The 20,895-nt window shown below is 67.2% G+C and carries 20 protein-coding genes; 7 read left to right on the top strand and 13 right to left on the bottom strand.

Annotated elements, in window-relative coordinates; genetic code table 11:
- Positions 1–59: 59 nt before the first annotated feature.
- The 3 genes from ACVXZ4_RS05760 to ACVXZ4_RS05750 all read left to right on the top strand — a co-directional run bounded on the left by ACVXZ4_RS05760 (position 60) and on the right by ACVXZ4_RS05750 (position 4,344).
- Positions 60–1,043 carry an NYN domain-containing protein gene (locus ACVXZ4_RS05760; protein WP_461797279.1) on the top strand — a complete coding sequence of 328 codons (984 nt, stop codon included), beginning with the start codon at positions 60–62 and terminating at the stop codon, positions 1,041–1,043.
- Positions 1,044–1,078: 35 nt separating this feature from the next.
- Positions 1,079–2,464, top strand: a complete 1,386-nt coding sequence (locus ACVXZ4_RS05755; RefSeq protein ID WP_461797278.1) for a serine hydrolase domain-containing protein — start codon at positions 1,079–1,081, stop codon at positions 2,462–2,464.
- A gap of 137 nt (positions 2,465–2,601) precedes the next feature.
- The gene (locus ACVXZ4_RS05750; RefSeq protein WP_461797277.1) at positions 2,602–4,344 is read left to right on the top strand and encodes a TIGR03767 family metallophosphoesterase; all 1,743 of its coding nucleotides are present in this window, start codon (positions 2,602–2,604) and stop codon (positions 4,342–4,344) included.
- Positions 4,345–4,374: 30 nt separating this feature from the next.
- On the opposite strand, the gene ACVXZ4_RS05745 is transcribed toward ACVXZ4_RS05750, so the two are convergent.
- On the bottom strand, positions 4,375–4,836 hold the full coding sequence (locus ACVXZ4_RS05745; protein ID WP_461797276.1) for a MarR family winged helix-turn-helix transcriptional regulator: 462 nt from the start codon (positions 4,834–4,836) through the stop codon (positions 4,375–4,377).
- A gap of 100 nt (positions 4,837–4,936) precedes the next feature.
- Between ACVXZ4_RS05745 and ACVXZ4_RS05740 the strand changes: the two genes are divergently transcribed.
- The 3 genes from ACVXZ4_RS05740 (at position 4,937) to ACVXZ4_RS05730 (ending at position 8,045) form a co-directional block, all read left to right on the top strand.
- Positions 4,937–6,124, top strand: coding sequence for an MFS transporter (locus ACVXZ4_RS05740; protein ID WP_461797275.1), 1,188 nt, complete (start codon positions 4,937–4,939; stop codon positions 6,122–6,124).
- Positions 6,125–6,173: 49 nt separating this feature from the next.
- Positions 6,174–7,553, top strand: a complete 1,380-nt coding sequence (locus ACVXZ4_RS05735; protein ID WP_461797274.1) for a pyridoxal phosphate-dependent decarboxylase family protein — start codon at positions 6,174–6,176, stop codon at positions 7,551–7,553.
- Positions 7,554–7,616: 63 nt separating this feature from the next.
- Positions 7,617–8,045: a DUF1761 domain-containing protein gene (locus ACVXZ4_RS05730; protein ID WP_461797273.1), complete on the top strand. Its 429-nt coding sequence runs from the start codon at positions 7,617–7,619 to the stop codon at positions 8,043–8,045.
- 88 nt (positions 8,046–8,133) lie between these two features.
- Here ACVXZ4_RS05730 and ACVXZ4_RS05725 read toward each other — a convergent pair whose 3' ends face one another.
- From ACVXZ4_RS05725 to ACVXZ4_RS05690, 8 genes are all read right to left on the bottom strand, one after another.
- Positions 8,134–9,009, bottom strand: coding sequence for a septum formation family protein (locus ACVXZ4_RS05725; protein WP_461797272.1), 876 nt, complete (start codon positions 9,007–9,009; stop codon positions 8,134–8,136).
- A gap of 46 nt (positions 9,010–9,055) precedes the next feature.
- On the bottom strand, positions 9,056–9,826 hold the full coding sequence (yidC, locus tag ACVXZ4_RS05720) for a membrane protein insertase YidC (RefSeq protein ID WP_461797271.1): 771 nt from the start codon (positions 9,824–9,826) through the stop codon (positions 9,056–9,058).
- A 73-nt stretch (positions 9,827–9,899) separates the two neighbouring features.
- Complete coding sequence (locus ACVXZ4_RS05715) at positions 9,900–10,193, bottom strand: hypothetical protein (RefSeq protein ID WP_461797270.1); 294 nt, start codon at positions 10,191–10,193, stop codon at positions 9,900–9,902.
- Positions 10,194–10,263: 70 nt separating this feature from the next.
- Entirely contained in the window at positions 10,264–10,887 is a 624-nt protein-coding gene (locus ACVXZ4_RS05710) for a PadR family transcriptional regulator (RefSeq protein ID WP_461797269.1), read from the bottom strand.
- 121 nt (positions 10,888–11,008) lie between these two features.
- Entirely contained in the window at positions 11,009–11,785 is a 777-nt protein-coding gene (locus ACVXZ4_RS05705; protein ID WP_461797268.1) for an antibiotic biosynthesis monooxygenase family protein, read from the bottom strand.
- Positions 11,786–11,832: 47 nt separating this feature from the next.
- Positions 11,833–12,126 carry a putative quinol monooxygenase gene (locus ACVXZ4_RS05700; protein ID WP_461797267.1) on the bottom strand — a complete coding sequence of 98 codons (294 nt, stop codon included), beginning with the start codon at positions 12,124–12,126 and terminating at the stop codon, positions 11,833–11,835.
- A 296-nt stretch (positions 12,127–12,422) separates the two neighbouring features.
- Entirely contained in the window at positions 12,423–13,922 is a 1,500-nt protein-coding gene (gene gatB / locus ACVXZ4_RS05695) for an Asp-tRNA(Asn)/Glu-tRNA(Gln) amidotransferase subunit GatB (protein ID WP_461797266.1), read from the bottom strand.
- Complete coding sequence (locus ACVXZ4_RS05690) at positions 13,915–14,931, bottom strand: EamA family transporter (protein ID WP_461797265.1); 1,017 nt, start codon at positions 14,929–14,931, stop codon at positions 13,915–13,917. Before ACVXZ4_RS05690 ends, gatB begins: the two co-directional genes overlap by 8 nt.
- 38 nt (positions 14,932–14,969) lie before the next feature.
- On the opposite strand from ACVXZ4_RS05690, the gene ACVXZ4_RS05685 reads away from it, so the two are divergent.
- Entirely contained in the window at positions 14,970–15,521 is a 552-nt protein-coding gene (locus ACVXZ4_RS05685) for a CGNR zinc finger domain-containing protein (protein WP_461797264.1), read from the top strand.
- Positions 15,522–15,642: 121 nt separating this feature from the next.
- Here the strand turns inward: ACVXZ4_RS05685 and gatA are convergent, their stop codons facing one another.
- The 4 genes from gatA to ACVXZ4_RS05665 all read right to left on the bottom strand — a co-directional run bounded on the left by gatA (position 15,643) and on the right by ACVXZ4_RS05665 (position 20,807).
- Entirely contained in the window at positions 15,643–17,157 is a 1,515-nt protein-coding gene (gene gatA, locus ACVXZ4_RS05680) for an Asp-tRNA(Asn)/Glu-tRNA(Gln) amidotransferase subunit GatA (protein ID WP_461797263.1), read from the bottom strand.
- Positions 17,157–17,474, bottom strand: a complete 318-nt coding sequence (gene gatC, locus ACVXZ4_RS05675) for an Asp-tRNA(Asn)/Glu-tRNA(Gln) amidotransferase subunit GatC (protein WP_461797262.1) — start codon at positions 17,472–17,474, stop codon at positions 17,157–17,159. Before gatC ends, gatA begins: the two co-directional genes overlap by 1 nt.
- 82 nt (positions 17,475–17,556) lie before the next feature.
- A complete protein-coding gene (locus tag ACVXZ4_RS05670) occupies positions 17,557–19,332 on the bottom strand; it encodes an alkaline phosphatase family protein (RefSeq protein WP_461797261.1) in 1,776 nt (591 codons plus the stop codon).
- Positions 19,333–19,349: 17 nt separating this feature from the next.
- Entirely contained in the window at positions 19,350–20,807 is a 1,458-nt protein-coding gene (locus ACVXZ4_RS05665) for an alpha/beta hydrolase (RefSeq protein WP_461797260.1), read from the bottom strand.
- Positions 20,808–20,895 lie beyond the last annotated feature (88 nt).

The raw sequence follows: 20,895 nt of genomic DNA, 5'->3' as shown, positions 1-20,895 counted from the left end.
AGCATCCGCGCCTAACATCGGGGCTACGAGACTGGTGCCACCGAACCGAGAGGCGCCGAATGCCTGAATCCCCCGACAACCGGGTAGCCGTGTACATCGACTTCGACAACATCGTCGTCTCGCGCTACAACCAGCTCCATGGCCCGCGCCGGTTCAGCACCGATGGCGCACGCAATTTCGGACCGGACACGGCGGGGGTCGTCGGCACCCGGCTGCGGGAGGCGACGGTGGACTTCGGCGCGGTGCTCGACTACGCCTCCTCCTTCGGTCCCATCGTGATCAGTCGCGCCTATGCGGACTGGTCGGCCAGGGCCAATGCCAGCTACCAGAAGCAGCTCATCGATCGAGCGGTCGACCTCACCCAGCTCTTCCCCACGACCCAGGCTATGAAGAACGGCGCCGACATCCGCCTCGCCGTCGATGTGGTCGAGGACCTGTTCCGCCTCGACGACCTCACCCACGTCGTCATCGTCGCGGGCGACTCGGACTACATCGCCCTGGCCCAGCGCAGCAAGAGACTCGGGCGCTACGTCGTGGGCATCGGTGTGGCGGGCGCCACCAGCCGGTCCCTCATCGCCGCCTGCGATGAATTCCAGGACTACGACGACCTCCCCGGCCTCGTCAGCCCCGGCATGGAGGACGACACCGAGGTCGCGACGAAGGAGAGCGATCCGCCAGAGGAGGCCGCGGTTGCGGCATCCGATCTTCCGCCCAAGTCGGCGCGAAAACATGCCGCCGTGGAGAAATCGAAGACCGCCACCGACGACGACGAGCCGATCAAGCTCTCGCCGCGAGCCGCCACGAACCTCATGATGCGGGCACTTCGGCTCGGCATCGCCAAGAGCGACAGCGAATGGATGCCGAGCTCCGAGGTCAAGAAACAGATGCGCCGCATCAACCCGGCCTTCAGCGAATCGGCCCTCGGCTACAAGACCTTCACCGACTTCGTGAAGTCCCGCAACGGCCAGGTGGAGATGGATGACGGCGGGGCGAGCAATTCCCGTCGCATCCGGCTGCGCCCCACAGCCTCGCCGACGGGCTGACAGTTCCGCGGCGGCAGCGGCGGCAGAATGGTGCCATGATGTCACTCCCCCGCAGCACGCCGGAGGCCGAGGGAATCCCCTCCTCTGCGATCCTCGATTTCCTTCGCGCCGCGGACGCTCGACTCGACAGCCTGCACAGCCTGATGGTCGTTCGGCACGGCCGGGTGGTGGCCGAGGGCTGGTGGTCGCCCTATTCCGCCGGGCACCCGCACATGATGTTCTCGGTGAGCAAGAGCTTCACCTCCCTCGCGATCGGTATCGCGATCGACGAGGGACTCCTGGCCCTCGACGATCGGGTCGTCGACCTGCTTCCAGACGACCTACCGGCGGAGGTCGACCCGCACCTGGCCGCCCTCACCGTGCGGCACCTCCTCACCATGACCACCGGACACGCGACCGACACCGTCGCCCTGTCGGACTCGTCCCACGGCGACAACTGGGCCGCGGCGATCCTCGCACAACCGCTCGAACACGCCCCGGGCACGCACTACGTCTACAACAGCGGCGCGACGCACGTGCTCTCGGCGATAATGCAGCGGCTCACCGGACAGCGTCTGCTCGACTATCTCCGTCCGAGACTCCTCGAGCCGCTCGGCATCACGGATGCCACCTGGGAGACGTCTCCGCAGGGCATCGATGCGGGCGGATGGGGGCTCAGTATCACGTCGGAACAGCTGGCCCTCTTCGGGCAACTGCTGCTGCAGCGTGGGCAGTGGGACGGCCGTCGACTCGTGCCGGCGGACTGGATCGACGAGGCGACATCCCCGCAGGTGGACACCTCGACCACCGATCATGATCTCGATGGACGCCAGGGCTACGGCTACCAGTTCTGGCGTAACCGGCTCGCGGGCTACCGTGCCGACGGTGCATTCGGCCAGTTCTGCATCGTGCTGCCGGAGCAGGATGCGGTGGTGGTGCTCACGTCGGCGCTTCCGGTGGCCCAGCTCGCGCTCGACCTCGTCTGGGAGCACCTGTTGCCCGCGTTCGGGGACTCGGCGCTGCCGCCGGTGGCCTCACCGGTGCAGGGCGAGCTGGCAGCACTCGCGCTGCCAGCCATCGTGGGAGAGAGGGCGACACCGAGGGCGCAGCGTATTGCGGGCATCCGCATCCCCTTCGATCAGGCGACCGTGACCGCGATGTCCGTGGAGCCCGGGGTGCTGACGGTCGAGGACGGAGAAGCGCTCACTGTGCTGGAGTTCGGCAGCGGCGAATGGGTCGAATCCGCCGGCGGACGGGTGTGGGCGAGTGGGGGCTGGGTCTCACCCGACACCCTCGTCGTTCGGGCCTACGACGTGGTCACCCCGTATTCGCGCACGGTCTCTCTGGCGTTCGATGGCGAATCGGTCACTCTCGACATCGCCCAGAACGTGGCCTTCGGCGACCTTCCGCATACCCACGCGGTCTCGCGCGCACTCCCCTGATAGCGACCCGGCAGTTGACCCGATGTTAAGGCGACACCGTCGCGCTATTCACTGGCTGTCCAACTGGCCTCGGGAAGGTGATCTCGGTTCGGAGCCTCGCTCCGCACCGGGCAACTCCTTCCACGAAAGAGGTCGCTGTGCCAGGGATCACGCGCCGTTCACTCCTTCTCGCCGCGGCGGGAGGGCTCGCGCTCCTCTCGGTCGACAGCCTGTCGCCGGGCGGGACGGTCTCGGCGCAGGCGGACAGCAGCATCCGACTGGCCAGGGCACGGGCCTTCACCACCGCCGGCACCACCTTGGAGCACACCGCGAGCGCGTCCGCCACGGCTGGCTATCGTCGCCTCATCGAAGGCCCGGGCTTCCCCCTCGTGGTGCGCGAGGACCTGGCCGCCGCCCAGCGGAGCCGGGATGACCGGCGTTCCGGACTGGCGTCGATCGTGCATCTCACCGACCTGCACATCATCGATGCCCAGTCGCCGATGCGCTTCGAGTTCATGGCGGCGACCTGCCCGCCGTTCTTCCGCCCGCAGGAAGCGCTCGGGACCCAGGCTGCGGCCCAGTTGGTCGCGCGGGTGAACGAGCTGTCGACGGGGCCGTTCAGCGGTCGGGCATTCGACTGCGTGGTCTCTACCGGTGACAACTCCGACAACAACGAAGCCCTCGAGCTCGACTGGTTCCTCACCGTGATGAACGGAGGCTCGATCGTCGCAAACTCCGGGGCCGAGGCGGAATGGGAGGGAGTCCAGCACTCGGGCGATCCGCTCTACTACAACCCCGAGCTCGCGGTGATGGACCGCTACAAGCGGGCCGGATTCCCCCGCATCGACCGATTCTTCGACCGGGCGATCCGCGAACATCGCAGCCCGGGGCTCACGACGCCCTGGTATTCGGTGTTCGGCAATCACGACGACTCGGTGGGAGGCACGATCCCGGCACACTGGACGCCGCTCGAGGAGCTCTACACCGGCACCACCAAATTCACCGGCTTCACGACGGATGCCGCGAACGCGACCCTTGCTGCCGCTTTCAGCAGGGACCCCACGGCACGGCTCGGCCGGGATGCACGAGCGGACCGGCGTTGGCAGGTGACCGCCGATGCCCGGCGCACCCCGTTCTCCGCGAGCGGGTTCATGGCGGCCCACCTCGATCCCGCTGCGACCGGGCCGGGGCCCGTCGGCCACGGTTTCACCCCGGAGTCCGTCCACGATGGCATCGCCTATTACACCTTCGAGATCTCTCCCGGAGTCACCGGCATCTGCCTCGACTCCACCAACCGGGGCGGCTGGACGCGCGGATCCGTCGGTCACGCCCAATTCCTCTGGCTGGAGCGAGTGCTGCGATCGGGAAGCAGCACCTCTTTCGACTCGAGCGGTGCGAGAGTCACACACGGGGCCGACGACCGCCTGTTCGTGGTGTTCAGCCACCACACGAGCCGATCCATGGACAACTCCACCCCTGATCCCGGCCATCCCGCTGAGCTCCGGCACCTCGGGCCCGAGCTCGTCGCGCTGTTCCAGCGTTATCCGAACGTGCTCGCCTGGGTCAACGGACACACGCACAGCAACGCAATCACCCCGCGCCCCGGTCCCTCGCCGGAACGCGGTTTCTGGGAGATCAATACGGCCTCCCACATCGAGTTCCCCCAGCAGGCGCGGATCATCGACGTGTGCGACAACCACGATGGCACCCTGTCACTCTTCACGACTCTCATTGAATCCGCTGCTCCTTATCAGAGCTCCTACGACGATGGCGGGCAGGCGGACCTCGCATCGCTGTATCGCGAATTCTCGCTCAACGACGTCAACTACACCGGATCCCACGAGGGGCTCCCGAAGGACCACAACACCGAACTGCTGCTGGCGAACCCGCGCGCGCGGTGAGCGGAGTCGGCTTCTCGGGTCGGGATCGCCTCAGCGCGCGGCGGCTAGCGGAATCGCGACCCCGTGCAGCGCGTCGACGAGAGGGGTGAGTTCCGGCATCACCTCAGCCTCGATGAGGGCGCTCTCGAGGGTTGCGTCGTGGACGGGCCGGGCCCGGTCGTAGAGCGCCCGCCCGGGTGCCGTGAGCTCCGTGTAGATCCCCCGGCGGTCGTCCGCGCAGAGGATGCGGGTGAGCAGTCCGCGGTACTCGAGTCGGGTGACGAGTCGCGTGGTCGCGCTGTTCGACAGTGCCGCCGCCCGCGCGAGCTGTTGCATGCGCATGTGCCAGCCGTCCTGTCGGCTGAGGGCGTCGAGCACTGTGAATTCGACAACGGACAGGTCGAAAGACGACTGGAGCGCGCGCTCGAGCCGGGTGTCGATCAGTCCGTGAAGTGCGGCGAGCGTGCGCCAGCCTGTGGCACGCACCTCAACGGCGTCGCCTTCGATACTCATTGATCCTCCTTGCAAAACTACCCAGCGTGTGCAACTATTTATGCCGCGTCTGCAAATATCAGCGTACGCGCTATTACCGCGAAGCCACAAGGAATTTGCCATGCCCGTCGGATTGATCGCTCTCGCCCTGGGGGGATTCGGCATCGGCCTCACCGAGTTCGTCATCGCCGGACTTCTGCCTGAGGTCGCCGCCGACCTCGGCGTCGACGAGGCGTCTGCCGGATGGCTGATCTCCGGCTACGCCCTCAGCGTCGCCGCCGGTGCCATCCTGCTCACTGCCGCCGTCACCCGGCTGCCGCGCAAGCAGGTCCTCGTCGGCCTGATGGTTCTCTTCATCGTGGGCAACCTGGTCTCTGCCCTCGCGCCCGACTACGCGATCATGCTGCTCGGCCGCATAATCGCCGCCCTCTGCCACGGCGCCTTCTTTGGAATCGGATCCGTCGTCGCGGCCGGGCTCGTCGCACAACACAAGAAGGCGAGCGCCATCGCCGTGATGTTCACCGGACTCACTCTGGCGAATGTGCTCGGGGTACCGTTCGGAACCTTTGTCGGCCAGGCCTTCGGCTGGCGTGCAACGTTCTGGGCCATCACGGCGATCGGGGTGATCGCGCTCGTCGGCATCCTCGCCCTCGTGCCTCGCCCTACCGCCGAGGCCGCTCACGCGAGCAACCTTCGCGGTGAGCTGCGAGCCTTCCGCTCCGGTCAGGTCTGGCTCTCGATCGGCGTGACCGTGCTCGGCTTCGGCGGTATGTTCGGTGCGTTCACCTACATCGCGTTCACCCTTACCCGGGTCAGCGGTTTCACCCCCGGCGCAGTGCCCTGGCTTCTCGTGGTGTTCGGTATCGGCCTGTTCTTCGGAAACATCGTGGGCGGCCGGTTTGCCGAACGCCGGCTCGACCTCACCATCCTCGTGCTGCTCGCGGGGCTCACCGTGGTGCTCGCGGCCTTCGCCGTATTCGCTGTGAATCCGGTGGCGACCATCGTGGCACTCGTGCTCATGGGAGCGTTCGGCTTCGGTACCGTGCCCGGCCTCCAGACCCGGGTCATGATCTATGCCCCGGACGCTCCCACCCTCGCGTCCAGCGCGAACATCGCCGCGTTCAATGTGGGAAACGCCCTCGGCGCTTGGATCGGGGGCCTCACGATCAGCATTGGACTAGGGTTCACCTCCCCCCTGTGGGCGGGAGCGGTCATCACGGCGGTGGCTCTCATCGTGATGCTGGTCGCTGCGACTCGCGTGTCGGCCGCGAAAGACCGTCTTCCGGGAGGCGCAACGGTCCGTACTTAACTGCACCGCCGTCTTCCGCGAGTGAGTCGCCCGGGTCTACCCTCGAAGCGTGACGGCCGACCCGGATACCTACAATGAGCCCCTCGACCGCGCGCACGCGCACGCCCGGGAGTGGCTCGGTTCACTGCCCACCCGGTCGGTGCCGCCGCGACTGGACGCCGATGAGGTCGTGGCCACGCTGGCGCAGCCGCTCGCGGAGAGTGGGATGGATCCCGCGGAGGTCGTCGACACCCTTGCGGCGATCGCCGAGCCCGGGCTGATGGCCATGGGGTCCGGGCGATTCTTCGGCTGGGTGATCGGCGGCACGCTTCCCGCCGCCCTTGCCGCCGACTGGCTTGTCAGCGCGTGGGACCAGAATGCCGCGATGCGCTATGCCACCCCGGCGACGGCCGCGATAGAACAGGTCGCGGGCGAGATCCTGCTCGATCTGCTCGGGCTGCCTGACGGCTCTGACGTGGGTTTCACGACCGGAGGCACCACGGCGAACTTCGTGGGGCTTGCCGCCGGCCGGCAGCGGGTGCTCGACCGGGTCGGCTGGAACCTCAACGCGGACGGCCTGACGGGAGCCCCGCGAATCTCGGTGTTTGCGGGCCGTGAGCGGCACGCTTCGGTCGATCTCGCCCTCCGCTATCTCGGCCTCGGCCTGCCCATCGAGGTGGATGCCGACCGCGAGGGCCGGATCATCCCCGCCGCCCTCGCCGAGGCGATGAGGGGCGTCGACGGTCCGTCGATCGTCTGTCTCCAGGCGGGCAACCTGCACTCCGGAGCCTTCGATCCGATGCGCGAGACTGTCGAGATCGCACACTCGCACGATGCCTGGGTGCACGTCGACGGCGCCTTCGGGCTGTGGGCGGCCGCCAGCCCCCTCTATCGAACACACCTCGATGGCCTGGATACCGCGGATTCCTGGGCGACCGATGCCCACAAGACCCTCAATGTGCCCTACGACTGCGGCATCGTCGTGGTCTCGGATCCGGCAGCAGCGAGGTCGGCCTTCGGCACGCAGACGAGTTATCTCATCGAGGTGGATCATGGCCCCGGCGACCCCTTCGGAACGGTTCCGGAGATGTCACGACGCGCCCGCGGGGTGCCGGTCTGGGCTGCACTGCAACAGCTCGGCCGCGCCGGTGTGGTCGATCTCGTGGAGCGCCTCGCGGCCAACGCGCGTGCGCTCGCCGACGGCCTGTCGCAACTCCCGGGCGTCGAGGTGCTCAACGATGTGGTCTTCACCCAGGTGAGCCTCGCATTCGGGGACGACGAGAATACGCGACGGGTGACCGCGAACCTGATCGCCGATGGCACGGTCTGGATGTCGGGATCCCGCTGGCAGGACCGCGACATCCTGCGCATCTCGGTGAGCAACTGGTCGACGGATGCCGCGGACGTGGGCATGGCCATCGATGCGGTTCGTCGTGCCATGGTTCGCTGAACCCGCGGCTCGCGGCTCGCTAGACTCAGGCACCCCTTCGCCGCTCCCCCAATCGAGGCCCGAATGATTCCCGACATCAACTACTGGGCCGTGATCGTGGCCACCCTCTCCACCATGGTCGTCGGCTCGATCTGGTACACCCCGCGCGTGTTCGGCAACTACTGGATGAAGATCGCCGGAGTCACGCCGAGTGGCGACGCGAAAGACGCGATCGGCCCCATCCTCGTCACGCTCGTCGTGAGTTTCATCACCGCCTGGGTGCTCGCCGGCGCCGCCTTCATCGCCTGGAAGTTCTACGGCGGCGGATTCCTGGCGAGCGCGCTGGTCACCGGAGTCCTGCTGTGGGCGGGATTCACCGCCGCCAGATTCATCACCCACGATGCCTTCGACCGGCGCCCGCGTGGCCTCACTGTGCTCAACATCACGCACGAACTGGTGACGATCGTTGTGCTCTCGTTCGTGATCGGGGTCTGGCCGCCCGCCGGAGTGTGACCAGTCGCCCCTCTGACCGACCTCGCTAGTCCGGCTGCATGTCCACGGAAACGAAGATCTCGATCCCCAACAGGGGCGTCCGGTTCATTCAGGCATTGGGGGTGGACGTGCCGGAGGCTACCCAGCACTCCACGGTGCGGTCTCCGAGCTTCCAGCTGTCCGCGGTCGGCTCGTAGGTGACCCAGATCTGACCGGCGGCATCTGCCGGGTCTCCGCAGTTCGCCTGGTCGAAGGCGTTGCGTACCTTCTCGCTGGGGAAGGGCGCCGAGTCCTCCCCCGGCAGAGAGTCTTCGGACGCTTCGCGCCACTGGGGATCCGCGGCGCAGTCGGCGAATCTCGCCGTCTCGGAGCCCAAGGGGTCCGAGGAGGCGGTCTCCTCAGAGGTGGTGATGCACATGGCGAAGATCTCGGGGCTGTTCTGCACGTCGTGCTCGAAACTGCCGATGTCGGCGGGCAGTTTCTCGAGTCGCGGATCCGCGAGCGCGCTGCCGTAGGCGATGATCGCGAAGTCGCACCGCACCCACCGTGCTCCGGCGGCCCAGGCGGCTTCCGACGGCAGGAAATAGCCCTGCTCGAGGCGCTTCTCGCGAACTGCGGTACTCGGGAGGAAATGCGGTGACGCTGCATCGCAACTGTTCCACGCCGCCGTGTCGATCTCGTCTTTGACGTAGCCGGTGGCCGGGTCGATCAGTGTGCGGGAGAGCGCCTTCGACACCGAGGCCACCGCATAGGTATAGCTCTGATGAGCCGTCGCACAGTCGACCGGCCGACCGCTCGTCCAGGTGTAGTCGGAGTCGATCGTGGTGAAATCGGTGCGCCAACAGTCACCGACCACGGGGATCACGAGGGATCCATTGACCTTCTCGGTGACGGTGTTGACGAGGGGGAACAGGGCCGCGCACCCCGCGAGCAGTCCGGTGACCGCGACCGCGGCGGAGCAGGCCAGAATCCATCGTGACTTCATCGTGCACCTGCTCCCCGGCCGCGGGAGCGGTTCCCGATAGCTGAGATTAGCGCGACGACTGGATGCCTCGCCTCCCCTCGAACGGGGCATCGAAATACCAGCGGCGCAGAAGAATCCGCTCACCAAGGGTCCAGGTCGCCGAGGCCGCAAGATAGACGGCTGCCGCGAGCGGCACGAGCGCCGCGAACAGGATGGTCGCGAACGGCAACCAGCTGACCACGCGCGCGACGGTCGCCGCGGAGGAGGGAGCGTCCGGATCCACAAGACGCAGGCGAAGGGCGATCCGACGCGAGATCGAAGCGACCACGGCAAGCACGGCGAACAGCACCAGGTAGACGATGACGCCCCCACCGTTACCGATGACGACCTGGGCGAAGGACGCCCCAAGCGGAGCCGAGAACAGGTGTCGGGCGAGCAGCGCATTCGCGTGCCCGTCAATCGTGGTGCGCACAAACAGGGTGTACACAACCGAGAGCACCGGCGCCTGGGCGAGCGCCGGAAGTATCCCGGCGAACTGCGAGCTGTTCTCGGCCCGGTAGAGCTCGGCCGATTTCTGCTGCAGGGTCACCGGGTCTCTACGGTGTCGACGCTGGAGCTCGAGGATCTGCGGATACAGTCGCCGGCGGACCCCCTCCGCCTTCACCTGGGAGATACCGACGGGAACGAGAAGCACCCGCACGAGAACGGTGACAGCGACGATGGCAAGTGCGCCGCTCGAGGCACCGGCGATCGGATGGAGAATTTCGGCGAGACCTTCGAGAAGACGGTACGCACCCTCGAGAAGGGCAGCGAGGGGCGGAAACGAAAATGGGTCCATGACAGTGTTCCTTGCAGTCGAAGCGGATGGGGTGACCGAGTGGCCACGGGGCATCCGCTCGAGAGCAGGACCGCTACGCGACCGTGATCGACTGGGCGGGGGCTCGGGTGCGCGGGCGTCCGGAGGTGCGCGGATGCTGCGGCGCGGGCATGCGGCCCAGCACCTGGCGATGGGCGCGGGCTCGGCATCCGATGGCCAACTCCAGGCACCCCACGGCGAGCACAGCGAAGCGCATCGCGACGATGACCGCAATCGCGGCCGCGGCGATTCCGACGACGGCGAGCGTCCCAGGGGCGGAGGGCACTCCCGAGTAGGCCAGCAGGGCCGCGGTTGCGGAGGCCAGCAGCCAGGCGTGCACGAGGCGCATGCTCACACGATAGCCCGTGCCGACAAAGAAATGGCCCATCGCTAGTGCGATGGGCCATTCGTTGTGTGGGCTAGTCCGCGAGGATCAGGTAGAGAGCGCGTCGCGTCTCGTCGAGCTTCTCGATGGCGGCCGCGCGCTGCGCGTCCGTGGCCGAGTGACGGAACTGCTGGGCTACGCCCATCAGCTTGCCGACGCTCTCGAAGAAGGCTCCGGCCTGCTCGGAGCGGCCGGGGGTCGCCTCCCAGGCCTTGGCGAAGTCTTCCGCGTGTTCCGAGACGTAGGTGCGCCCGGCATCCGTCAGGTCGAATTCGGTCTTGCGACCGTCTCCGGTCGAGACGATGAGTTCCTCGTCCACGAGCTGCTGGAGGGTGGGATACACCGATCCGGGGCTCGGGCGCCAGGCGCCGCCGGTCTTCTCGGCGATGGCCTTGATCAGGCCGTAGCCGTTCGAGGGGCCCTCGGAGAGCAGGGACAGGATCACGGAGCGGATGTCGCCCTTGCCGGCGCGACGCGGTCCACGCGGGCCGAAGCCCGGGCCGCCCGGGAAGCCGCCGAAGCCGGCGCCCCCCGGGAACGAGCCGCGCTCGAAGCCGCCGGGGAAACCCGCGCCGTGGCCGTGACTTCCCGGCTGGTGATGGAATCGGCGGGGATGTTGATCTGAATTCTGGGGGATGTGATTGTGGTTGCGGTTCATGGTCGCAGTACCTTTCGTTCTGCTCGGTGCGTCCTACCGGAAGGACCGGCATTCGCTGTGAGCCATCGCAGAACTTCTGCGATGGGTTTACGATATATCTTTCAGAACAAAAATGCAAGCGTTATGTCAAAGTACTATCGCTGAGTGTGTCCTTATTGCTCTGCAGTGCCCAGGTCACGCTCTCGCCGATCACACCGATCACGAATTCGAGCTCGGTTTCGTCCCTCGGGCCGTAGATCATGATCTCCGTGCCGTAGTCCGCGTACTGGTGCGGCTCGCCCCATCCTCGATCGCAGAGTTCAGCGGCGCGCTCCGACGGTAGGCAGAGGTGGATGCTCGTGTCATCCACCCCATGAAGGTGCACCGGTTCCGCCGGACTACCCGGGTGTGCGAGCGAGGTCTCGGGCGCCCGGGCAGTCGAGATGCCCTCCAGCAACGCAGCGCGCGAGCTCGCGGGCGAGACGGAACTGTGTCCCTCGACGACGCCGTCAAGCGCGAATGTGCGCGCCACCAGACGACCCCAGATCGCCGGTGTCGAGCGCTGGGTGCGCTGCCGATGCGGCCCGTTCGTGGATGTCTCGGGGCGCGGTCCGGCGCGGAGCCCGCTTGCCGCAAGCGGCCCGAAGTGCGTCACGGTTGGAAAGGGGTCGTAAAACCCGTGCAGCAATGCGCTCCATTTCCCATATGCCGGCGACCCGCGGAATCCGATCTCATGGGCGTCGACGGAGTCCCATTCCACCAGCAGGAGATACGTCTCGGGATGCTCCACACCGCGCGAGAGCGACAGCCCCCGACACCCGTCGGACGCTTCGATAAGCTGCCGCGCGTTCGCGAAGGCCGCTTCGAACTCGGCCTCCCTTCCGGCGCGCACGGGAAGGATTACGTGTTCCACGATCATCCCCGAAGTCTAGGGAGGGAGGCCTCGAGGTGACGCGATCCGGGTCGCTAGACCCCTTCGGCCGTGGTGAAGACCCCGAGCACGGGAGGAGCGGCGAGGATGCTGCCGAGGGCGGACTTGCCGTCGCCGGCGCGCCAGGCGCGGTAGGCGGAATCCGCCTCGAGCGATTCCCAGCGCTCGAGCAGCACGATGCGCAGCGGATTTGCGGAATCGACGAGCACGTCGACCCCTCGATTGCCCGGGAAGGCGCGGGTGGCCTCGAGCACCTCGTGGATCACCCTCAGCGCGTCATCCGCTGATTCGGGGGAGATGGCGAGCTCGAGCGTTGCTGTGACGGTCATGCGGTATCCAATCTCGACGTGAGGTGCGTTCCTCCCACCGTAGCCGTCGTCGGCACGCGAAGTCGGAGCATCAATCCGCCGCAGAGCCAACCCGTCGAATCCATTCGGGAGTACATGTGACATCGAGACGATTGGTCCCGCATCTACCCCCGACTCGATTCGGAACCAGCAATCGAGTTGGTAGTTGATGCGACTTCCGGGCGCGGAAAGTCGCAACAACTACCAAGTCGATTCGGGATGCCCGGATACGAGTCCATCACGCAGCCCGAAGGTGCGCGGTTCCGCACCGCCGCCCCCTACTGCTGCGCGCGCTCCAGCACCAGCTCGCGCACGCGGGCTGCATCCGCGGTGCCCTTCATGGCCTTCATCACCGCGCCGATGACGGCACCGGCTGCCTGCACCTTGCCGTCGCGGATCTTCTCGAGCACATCCGGCTGGGCCGCGAGAGCCTCGTCGATGGCGGCGATGAGCGCACCGTCGTCCGAGACGACCTTGAGGCCGCGGGACTCCACGACCTCGGCCGGGGTTCCCTCGCCGGCGACGACTCCTTCGAGTACCTGGCGAGCGAGGCGGTCGGTGAGTTCGCCGCTCTCGATCAGCGCGATCAGCTCGGCGACATCCACAGAAGACACGAGCGACGACGCGTCGACGGATGCCGCGTTGGCGAGCCGAGCGATCTCCCCGGTCCACCACTTGCGGGCCTGAGCGGCGGATGCCCCGGCGGCCGTGGTCTCCTCGATCTCCACGAGCAGGCCGGAGTTGACGACATCCTGGAATTCGAGATCGGTGAAGCCCCACGCGTCCTTCAGGCGACGACGACGGATTGCGGGCGCCTCGGGAAGGGCAGCTCGAAGCTCCTCGATGAGCTCGATCGAGGGCTCGACCGGCAGCAGGTCGGGCTCGGGGAAGTAGCGGTAGTCGTCGGCATCGCTCTTCGGGCGTCCGGCGGAGGTGACGCCGGTGTCTTCGTGCCAGTGCCGGGTCTCCTGCGTGATCGTGCCGCCGTCGGCGAGGATGGCTGCCTGGCGCTGGATTTCGTACCGGATGGCGCGCTCGACGCTTCGCAGGCTGTTGACGTTCTTCGTCTCGGTGCGGGTGCCGAGCTTTCCGGAGCCGCGCGGGGTCAGCGAGATGTTGGCGTCGCAGCGCAGGTTGCCGCGCTCCATCTTCGCATCGCTGATGCCGAGCGAACGCACGATGTCGCGGATGGTCGAGACGTAGGCCTTCGCAAGCTCCGGGGCATCCCGCTCGGCGCCGTAGATGATGTTGGTCACGATCTCCACCAGGGGAACCCCGGCACGGTTGTAGTCCACGAGAGAGTATTCGGCACCCTGGATGCGACCGGTCGCGCCGCCGACGTGCGTGAGCTTTCCGGCATCCTCTTCCATGTGGGCTCGCTCGATCGGAATCTGGAACAGCCGACCGTCTTCGAGTTCGACCTCGACGCTGCCGTCGAACGCGATCGGCTCGTCGAACTGGCTGATCTGGTAGTTCTTCGCGAGGTCGGGGTAGAAGTAGTTCTTGCGCGCGAACCGGCTGGACGGGCGGATGCTGCAGCCGAGGGCCAGTCCGAGGCTGATCGAGTACTTCACCGCCTGCTCGTTCACGACCGGCAGGCTGCCCGGAAGACCGAGGTCCACGGGCGTCACGTTGGTATTGGGCTCACCGCCGAAGAAGTTCGGCGCGTCCGAGAACATCTTGGTCTTGGTGTTGAGTTCGACGTGCACCTCGAAACCGAGCACCGGCTCGAAGAGTTCGATCGCTCGGTCGTAGTCCATCAGTTCAGCTTTAGCCACCAGACGATTCTATGGGCGCGGGGGTGAGCGGCCGATCGGTGTCGGTCGAGCCGCTCGGCGCCGAGACATCCGGGATCGCCCCGGCCTCCAGCTCGGTGTCGGTGTCGGACTTCTCGGCCCGCACGAATCCGATGCCCACCAGGATGAGCACCCCGCCCACCAACTGGGACACGGAGAGGTCTTCGCCAAGGAGGATCCAGGCGTAGAAGGCCGCAGCCACCACCTCGAGCAGTCCGAGGAAGGAGGCGAGGCGCGAGCCGAGCATGGCCGCGGCCGTGATGCTCGTGGCATAGGCGACGGCGGTGGCGAGAACGCCCACGACGAGCAGGGGGATCCACCACGCCACCGAGGTGCCGAGCATCCGCACCGGTCCGAAGGTGACGGCAAGGGGGACGATGCCGGTCAGGCCGACGAGTCCGAGGACGACGCCTCCGAGCACAAGGCCGGAGGCCGCGAGCGCGACGGGCGGCAGGCCGTCGCTCGGGCGCGCGGCGACGACGTAGTACACGGCGCAGCCGAGGGTGGCCAGCGCGGCGAAGAAGAGGCCGAGCAGGTCGGCGCTGCCCTGGGTGCCCGGCGAGACCACCAGCACCAGCCCGGCCATTGCCACCACGGACCCGACCAGAACCACGGCTTTCGGCACCCGCCGACTGGTCGCCCACACGAAGACCACCAGCAGCAGAGGAGCCATGTACTCGATGAGGATTGCCGTGCCGACGGCGATGCGCTGCAGCGCCGCGAAGTAGACAAGCTGGGTCGCGGCCACTCCGATGAGACCCATGGCGAGGATTCGCCAGCGTGCGCGCCACAACACGGCCCACTGCCCGCGCAGGGAGTAAGCGGCGAACGGAACGAGCACGATCCCGCCGATCAGGGCGCGCGCGGTCACGGCGGCTGCCGGGCTCCAGCCGGCCTCGAGCAGCGGTTTGATGAATGCTCCGGACATACCGAAGGTGGCGGCGGCGACGACGGCGATCAGCAGACCGAGACTGGTGGATGTGCTCTTCACAGAGCCGACGCTAGTCTGGTGGAAAGTAAGGAGTCAAATTGCATTTTGCCCCTGACACCGAAGAAACCCTGGAGTTCGCTGTCGCCCTCTCGAACACCGATCCGGGTGCTTCGAAGAGCGGGGTGGACGAGATCGATTCGATAGCGGATCTTGAGGGATTCCTGACCCGCTGGATCTACTCCGGGCGCATCGATCATGACGCGGCCGAGCTCGCGCAGGTGCGGCACACCAGAGCCCTCGCCCGACGGCTCTGGGGCATGGATGTCGACGATTCGGTGACCGAGATCAACCGCATCCTCGCGAAGGCCCGGGCGCTGCCCCGCCTCGAACGTCACGACGACCTTCCCTGGCACCTCCACGCCACCGAGCCGGAGGCTCCGCTCGCCGAGAGGATGATCGTCGAGATCGCGCTCGCCTTCGTCGACGTCATCCGCTCGGGTGAGACTGCGCGGCTGCGAAGCTGCGAGGCGCCCGACTGCACGGGCGTGCTCGTCGACCTGTCGCGCAACGGTTCGAAGCGCTACTGCAGCGTTCGCTGCGGCAACCGGATGAACATGGTGGCGTTCCGCGAACGCGCGACGCAGACCTAGCCGCGATCGTTATTCAGCAGATTCTCGCCTGGCGGTGCGTTCGACAGCAGAAAATCGGTCCTGTCGGGGCACGGTGGATGTCGAGGCGCGGGCCTGCCCAGTCGGCGGGGCGCCGTCCCGGTCAGCGCGTCGCGAGCTCCGGCGCCTGCGAGATGAGCGTGTGCCCCCAGCTGTCCTCGAGCAGTGCCTCGATGACCGCTCCGTGCTCGTAGAGCCGGGCATCCGCTCGCGCGGGTGCCATGAGCTGCAGCCCCGTCGGAAGGCCGTCCTCGGGCGCGAGACCCATCGGAAGACCCATACCGGGGATGCCCGCGAGGTTCGCCGGGATCGTCGTGACGTCGTTGAGATACATAGCGAGCGGGTCGTCGATCTTCTCGCCGATCTTGAACGCCGTGGTCGGAGCAGCGGGACTCACCAGGATGTCGACCTGGTCGAATGCGGCAGCGAAGTCGCGCTGGATGAGCGTGCGCACCTTCTGGGCGCTGCCGTAGTACGCGTCGTAGTAGCCGGCGCTGAGCGCGTAGGTCCCGAGGATGACGCGGCGCTTCACTTCCGCGCCGAAACCCGCCTCCCGCGTGGCCGACATCACGTCTTCGACGGTGCCGCCTCCGACGGGATTGACCCGAAGCCCGAACCGCACCGAGTCGAACTTGGCGAGGTTGCTCGAGGCCTCGGCCGGCAGGATCAGGTAGTACGCGGCGACGGCGTACTCGAAGTTCGGAGCGGACACCTCGACGATCTCGGCTCCGTTGTCGGCGAGGAGTTCGAGGGTCTCGTGGAAGCGCTGGTGCACGCCGGGCTGGAAGCCGGGAGCGTCGAGCTCCTTCACCACGCCGATCTTCACGCCGGTGAGGGTGCGCTTCAGCTGGCCCGCTCGCGCGGCGGCGGCGAAGCTCGGCCATTCGTCGAGCAGCGAGGTGGAGTCGCGCGGGTCGTGGCCGCCGATCACATCGTGGAGGAGTGCGGCATCGAGAACGGTGCGCGCGACCGGGCCCACCTGGTCGAGTGAGGATGCGAGGGCGATGGCACCATAGCGGGAGACCCCGCCGTACGTGGGCTTGACCCCGACGGAACCGGTGACGGCGGCAGGCTGGCGGATGGATCCACCGGTGTCCGAACCGAGAGCAAGGGGCGCTTCGAAGGCGGCGACCGCGGCAGCCGATCCGCCGCCGGAGCCGCCGGGGATGCGGTCGAGGTCCCACGGGTTGTGCGTTGGACCGAAGGCGGAGTGCTCGGTCGACGAGCCCATGGCGAACTCGTCCATGTTGGTCTTGCCGAGCGGCACGAGATTGGCGAGCCGCAATCGGCTCACGACTGTCGCGTCGTAGGGCGGAGTCCAGCCCTCGAGGATGCGGGACCCGGCGGTGGACGGCATGTCCAGGGTGCAGAGCACGTCTTTGATGGCGACCGGGATGCCGGCGAGGGGACCGAGCTGGTCGCCGCTGCGACGGAGCACATCGATGCCCTCGGCGGTGTCGATCGCGTCCTTGGAGATGTGTAGGAAGGCGTGCACGTCACCGTCGACGGCGGCGATGCGGTCGAGGTGAGCGCGGGTGACCTCCACGCTCGAGACCTCGCGGGCGGTGAGCAGTTCGCCGAGGGACGCGGCGGAGAGGCGGGTGAGGTCGACGGCCATTACTGCTCCTCCCCCAGGATGGCGGAGACCTTGAAACGGCTTCCATCGTGCTCGGGCGCGCCACTGAGCGCTTCCTCCTGCGAGAGTGTCGCACCGATCACGTCGGGCCGGAACACGTTGGTCAGCGGGATCGGATGGCTCGTCGCCGGCACATCCGCCGTCGCGACCTGGGAGACCTTCGCGATCGAGTCGATGATCACCCCTAGTTCTCCGGTGAGCTTCTCGATCTCATCCGGAGTCAACGCGATTCGCGCGAGGTTCGCGAGGTGCGCGACCTGGTCGGTGGTGATGCGGCCATCAGGCTCGTTTTCAGACATGGAACTCCGTGCGTTGGATCGCTTGGGGGGACACCCGATTCTATTCGACCGGTCGCGAGCGCCGACCCAGCGGCGAACGGCGTCAGGATGCGGCCGGGTCGACCGTGCCGAAGAGTCCGGTGCCATGGCGTACCAGGGCGTCGTACGCGTCCGCGTAGGTGTGCGGGATCGGGGCATCCGGTTCGTATTTCGCCAGAAGGATGCCGAGCAGACCCTCGGCCGGCGGGGTGAGTGGCCGGCCGGCGTGCGCCTCGTGCGGCAGCATCTTCTCAGGGTTCGGGGGCACGTAGGACGCGTGGGTATCCGGCCAGAGCGCGGGCTGGCGGGGGCGGCTGAGATTGACCGCGGAGAAGATGCCGTTCGCGGTGTCGTCCCGCCGGGTGAGCGGGCGCAGTCCGTGGAGTTGGGCGAGGGTGTGGATGACGGCGCCGTGATGCATCTCGTCATTGATCACCGACCCCGCCCGGGTGTACGCCGACACGACGATGGCGGGCACGCGGCATCCGAGCCGGTCGAAGGTGAATCCCATCTCCCCCGGTCCCCCACCGGAGTGCGGCGGCACCGCCCGCGGCGGCGGCACATGATCGTAGGTGCCCCCATGCTCGTCGAAGGTGATCACGAACGCAGTGTTGATGGCGTTCGACCCGGTCGGTGAGGCCGAATTCTTGATCGACGTGTAGACCTGCGCGAGCAGCACTTCGCCGGCCCGCACATCGGAGAGGGCGCTGTCGTAGAAGGCCTGGCCGTCCACCGGCGACTCCCGCAAATCGCCGAAGGGCGGGTGCATGTCGTTGTGGTTGAACACCATTCGTGGCTCGATGAAGGAGTAGGCGGGGAGGTTGCCCGATGCGGCATCCGCGTGGAACTGCGCCATGGAACGGAAGTTCGTCTTCCAGTACCTCTCGAGCGCCGAGGCGTGGAGGATCCCGGTGAGCGAGACCAGCTGCCCCTCGTCGTAGTAGACCCGCCAGGACAGGCCCTTTTCTTCGAGGCTGTTGAAGATCGTGGGAGCCTCGGCATCGAGCCACTTGCGGTACCCGGCGCCCTCACGGTTGGTCACGTAGCCGTGCGAGGTGCCGGCATGGAAGAAGGACCGATTGCAGAACGTCTGCGAGGGCACTGCGGCATGCCAGTGGTCATAGACCGCGAAGCTGCGGGCGAGGGTGCTCAGCACGGGAAGCATCTCCGGCGAGAAGCCGCCCATCACCTGGCGGTACTCCTCTTCGGTCGGCGCCGCGCCATTCTTCGTCGCCGCGAAATTGGCGATGTAGTCGCGCACGAAGCCGCCCATCGTGGGTGCCGAATCGTCCTTCGGCGCGTTCCACGGAGCCGAGATGCCGTTGCGATGGATGTCGGCATTGGAGGGCGGATCCACCACGTCGTAGAGCTGGGTGTTCACGTGCGGGTAGAACTCGCCCGGATCGGGGTTCGGAAGCCCCATGATCCGATCCGTGCCGCCGCCGGAATAGACATGGGCTTCGACCACTGTGCCATCGGGGGCGAGGTTGCGGTACTCGCCCTGGTGCAGCCCGTCGAAACGCTGTCCCGGCGCGAGTTGCTCGTCCGTGTACAACCAGCCGAGCAGGTTGTCGAAGGAGCGATTCTCGAACATCAACACCACGACGTGATCGAATCCCGGCTCCGACCGGGCTTTCAGCGGCGTGAAGCCGTGCTCATCATCGGAATCAGAACGGCGTGCGGACTCGACGGCGACCGCGCCCCCGACACCGAGCGCGATCCCGGATGCCGCAGCGATCCCGGATGCCGCGAAGAATCGCCGACGGGAGGGATCGGCCGGCTCCTCGGGCGATGCGGACCCGGATGCCCGGGTGTCGCTGTCACGCGAACGACGAACCATGGCCCGGAGGGAACGTCTCAGCGCGCGTCGGCGAGGGTGCGGGATGCGTCGGCGGACGATCCGGTGGAGACGAGGGCGCCCTGGTCGAGGCCGATGAGCGCCAGGTTGCGCATGGCCGTCGTGCCGCTGTCGAAGTAGCCGAGATGGCCGACCGCGGCGGCGAGGGGCTTGTGCGTGATCGGGTCGGTCGCGGCCGCGACATCCATCCTGCGGGCGCCGAAGGAGCTGGACCCGGGGTCGCTGCCGTAGAAGGCGGTGTTCACGATGGGGTCCCAGGCGGCCTCGCCGACGAAGACGTTGCCGTTCTTGACCGCCAGGGCGGAAGCGGACTGCGCGGCGGATCCCGGCGAACCGATGATCGCGAGGGCATCGACGGTCATCCCGCCCTTGGCGAGTTCCATCATCGCGGCGGTCGACCCGTAAGAGTGGGTCACCAGGCTGACGAAGGGCTGCGAGCCGGCGCGGGCCGCCCGGATGCCCTGGATCGCGTGGCCGAGGAAGTCGGCGCCGCTCTGCGCGCGATCCAGCGACGCGATGTCGAGCACGCCCGGAGTCTGGTACCCGATCCAGGCCACCGTCGCCGCCGTTTTGCCGGCGAGGGTGGGGTCCGCGGCCGACAGAGTCTTGAGCCAGCCCGCCTGCTGTGTCTGCAGGTCCTGCGCGATCACCGTCCAGTCGTACATCTGTCCCTGCACGGTGAAGAACATGCCGGGCACGAGATAGCTCACGTAGTCCGCGGTCGAAAGATCGCCGACCACCACGGCCGCCCGCACTTCCCCCGAGGTGTCGAGGGTGAGCAGCTGGCGCTTCGGCTCGCCGGCAGTGCGCTCGAGGGTCTTGGTCACCTGGTTGAGGATGTCGAGATGGTGGCGCTTCTCGACGAGCTTCGCCCGGCCGGCACCCGACTCGATCGATTTCTCCAGCTGCGCGACCGAACGGGACAGTGCCAGGCGGTTGGCCCGGTCCCTCACCGCGAAAGGCACCCCGTCGAGGTTGCCGACCACTTCGGGTGCCGACGACGCGAGGGCCTTCCGGCCGGTGCTCGGCAGGGATCCCCACCAGGTCGCCACCGAGCTCGCTCGGGGCGGGCTCACGAGCAGTCGGTGGATGGCTCCCGGGTTGCCGGCGACGAAGGCGGCCATCTCGGAGCCGGAGAGGACGGTGAGCCGATCCAGGGTCTCATTGCCACTGGCTCGCGCAAAAAGGGACGGGTCGACGGGGGTCGAGTAAGGAGTGGAAGCGGTCACATCCGACGGCCGGGGACCTCCCGGCGCCAGCATCCCCGCGTCGGATCCGACGGGGCTGAAGAGCCCACCGAACAGTGATTGGTCCTGCGTCGACGGATCGACGGCGACTACGACAGCGGACACCTGGCGGCTGATTTCGTGTACGCCGAAAGCCTCTGCGACCCCACCGAGCGCGCCGGAGGGCGAGAGGACTGCTGCGACGTCGAACAGCAAAAGACTTGTATCCAATCGTTGTATCCGGAGTTCGGGGGAACACCGGGAGCAACGGGAATTGAGAACTACCCCCAATAGTAGGGTCGAATGGGCCTCTGACCTA

Source organism: Lacisediminihabitans sp. FW035, from assembly GCF_054880895.1.
This window is presented reverse-complemented; position numbering and strand designations above follow the sequence as displayed.